The organism is Mesorhizobium sp. M7A.F.Ca.CA.002.15.2.1, from assembly GCF_003998715.1.
Classification (GTDB): Bacteria; Pseudomonadota; Alphaproteobacteria; order Rhizobiales; family Rhizobiaceae; genus Mesorhizobium; species Mesorhizobium ciceri.
The window spans coordinates 1-2,501 of sequence record NZ_RZPI01000759.1 but is presented as its reverse complement, the minus strand read 5'-3'; the positions used below and the strand labels follow the sequence as shown (position 1 = coordinate 2,501).

Genomic DNA, 2,501 nt, shown 5'->3' with positions numbered 1-2,501 from the left:
GCCTTATCTGCCCCGGCGTCAAGGTCCAGCCGACGGCGCCGAGGTTCTGGCGCAACTGCTCCTCGTTGCGGGCGCCGATGATGACCGACGATACGGTCGGGCGCTGCAGCAGCCAGTTGATGGCGATCTGCGGCACGGTCTTGCCGGTTTCCTCGGCCACGACATCGAGGGCATCCATCACTCGATAGAGATGCTCGTCCTCGACCGGCGGACCGAAGCTTGCCGTGTCGTGCAGCCGGCTCTTTTCCGGTAGGGACTGGCCACGGCGGATCTTGCCGGTCAGGCGGCCCCAGCCAAGCGGGCTCCACACCAATGCACCGACGCCCTGGTCGAGGCCGAGCGGCATCAGCTCCCACTCATAGTCGCGGCCGACCAGCGAATAGTAGACCTGATGGGCGACATAGCGCGGATAGCCTTGGCTGTCGGCTTGCGCCAACGACTTCATCACTTGCCATCCGGAGAAGTTGGAGACGCCGACATAGCGCAGCTTGCCGGCACGGATCAGGTTGTCCAGCGTCGACAGCACCTCCTCGATCGGCGTGCCGGCATCGAAGGCGTGTAGCTGCAAAAGGTCGATGTAGTCGGTGCCGAGGCGCCTCAGCGCATCATCCACGGATCTGATCAGCCGCGAACGTGACGAGCCGTAATCGCCCGGCCCATCGCCCATCGGCAGCGCGGTCTTGGTCGAGATCAGCACGGCATCGCGGCGGCCTTTTATCGCGTCGCCAAGCACCTGTTCAGAAGCGCCGTTCGAATAGACGTCGGCCGTGTCGAACAAATTGACACCGGCCTCCAGGCAGATGTCGATCAGCCGCCGCGCTTCCCTGGCGTCGCTGTTGCCCCAGGCGCCGAACAGCGGGCCGGAACCGCCAAAGGTTCCCGCGCCGAAGGAGAGTGCGGGCACTTTCAAGCCCGATGCACCGAGACGTCGATAATCCATCTTTTTACTCCTGGTGGTATGAAGGGTGTCGGAAGCGGGTTTGCCGAGGGTAGTCACGAGCGGATGGAGGCAGGTGCGCCGAGCGCCGGGGTGCGATCGAGACGCAGCGCCAGGCCCGCCACGCCGAGTGCCGTGAGCGGCAGCAGGGCGGCGACCCAGGTGAGGGAACCCAGACCAAGGCCGTGGGCAATCACCGCGCCGCCAAGCCAGGCGCCTGCGGCGTTGCCGAGATTGAAAGCGGCGATGTTGAAGGACGAGGCGAGGCTCTGGCCGGCACCTTGCGCCTTGTCCAGCACCCACATCTGCAGCGGCGCCACGGTAGCAAAGGCGGCGGCACCGAGCAGGCCGACATAGATGACGGCCATCACCTGGCTGTGGATGGCGAAGGTCATCGTTGCGAGCACCAGGGCCAGCACCACGAGGCTGCCCAGCACGGACGGCCAAGCCAGCGGTCGGCGACCTTGCCGCCAAGCAAATTGCCGGCGATGAGACCGCCGCCGAAGACGAGCAGGATCGGCGACACGGCTGCTTCCTTGAAGCCGCTTATCTCGGTCAGCAACGGAGCGATATAAGTGAAGACGGCGAAGACGCCGGCATAGCCGAGCACGGTGGTGGCGAGGCCGAGCAGGACGGGGGTGCGGCGCAAAACGGCGAGATCGGCGCGCAGGTCGCTCTTTTCGGGCGCCGTCCGGCTGCGTGGCACCAGAGCCAGGATGACGGCGAAGGCGGCCACACCGACCACTGTCACGGCCCAGAAGGTCGCGCGCCAGCCGAAGGCCTGGCCGAGCCATGTGCCGAAGGGCACGCCGAGGATGTTGGCGATGGTCAGGCCGGTGAACATCAGCGCGATCGCCGAGGCTTGTCTGTTGGGCGCGACCAAGCCGGTGGCGACCACCGAGCCGACGCCGAAGAAAGTGCCGTGGGCAAAGGCGGTGATGATGCGGGCGCCCATCAGCGTCCAGTAGTCGGGCGCCAACGCGCAGGCGAGATTGCCGAGCGTGAAGATCGCCATCAGCGCCAGAAGCACGGTCTTGCGCGGCCAGTTGCCGGTGGCGATGGTCAGCAACGGCGCGCCGATGACGACGCCAAGCGCATAGCCCGAAATGAGCTGGCCGGCAGCCGAGATCGAAACGCCGAGATCCTTGCTGACATCGAGCAGCAAACCCATAATGACGAATTCGGTGACGCCGATGCCGAAGGCACCGGCGGCGAGGGCGTAGAGAGCAAGAGGCATGGCGGTTTTCCACTTCGATGCGAAGAGCGCCGTCCCGCGCCCCGACCCCTGAGATCGTGCTTCCCTGCATTGTGAACCAGACTTGCCTTGGGCATATTTTCTGTGAAATAGATTCATAAATGGCCAGGCCCGACATCAATCGCTCCGGCGAGATCGAAGTGTTCGTGCGCGTCGTCGAGGAAGGCAGTTTCTCCTCCGCGGCACGCGCGTTGCGCATGACGCCGTCGGCGGTGAGCAAGCTGATCGCGCGGCTGGAGGCCCGGCTTGGCGCGCGGCTGGTCAGCCGCTCGACGCGAAAGCTGCAACTGACGCCGGAAGGCACAGCAT

Annotated in this window: 2 protein-coding genes and 1 pseudogene; 1 reads left to right on the top strand and 2 read right to left on the bottom strand. The window is 65.4% G+C overall.

Going from position 1 to position 2,501, the window contains the following annotated elements; translation table 11 throughout:
- Positions 1 to 940 (bottom strand): aldo/keto reductase (locus ENZ74_RS28840; protein WP_164761282.1); only part of this gene is annotated, 940 nt, incomplete at its 3' end.
- Positions 941 to 993: 53 nt separating this feature from the next.
- Positions 994 to 2,174, bottom strand: a pseudogene (locus tag ENZ74_RS28835) (MFS transporter).
- A 119-nt stretch (positions 2,175 to 2,293) separates the two neighbouring features.
- On the opposite strand from ENZ74_RS28835, the gene ENZ74_RS28830 reads away from it, so the two are divergent.
- Positions 2,294 to 2,501 (top strand): LysR family transcriptional regulator (locus ENZ74_RS28830; protein WP_164761281.1); only part of this gene is annotated, 208 nt, incomplete at its 3' end.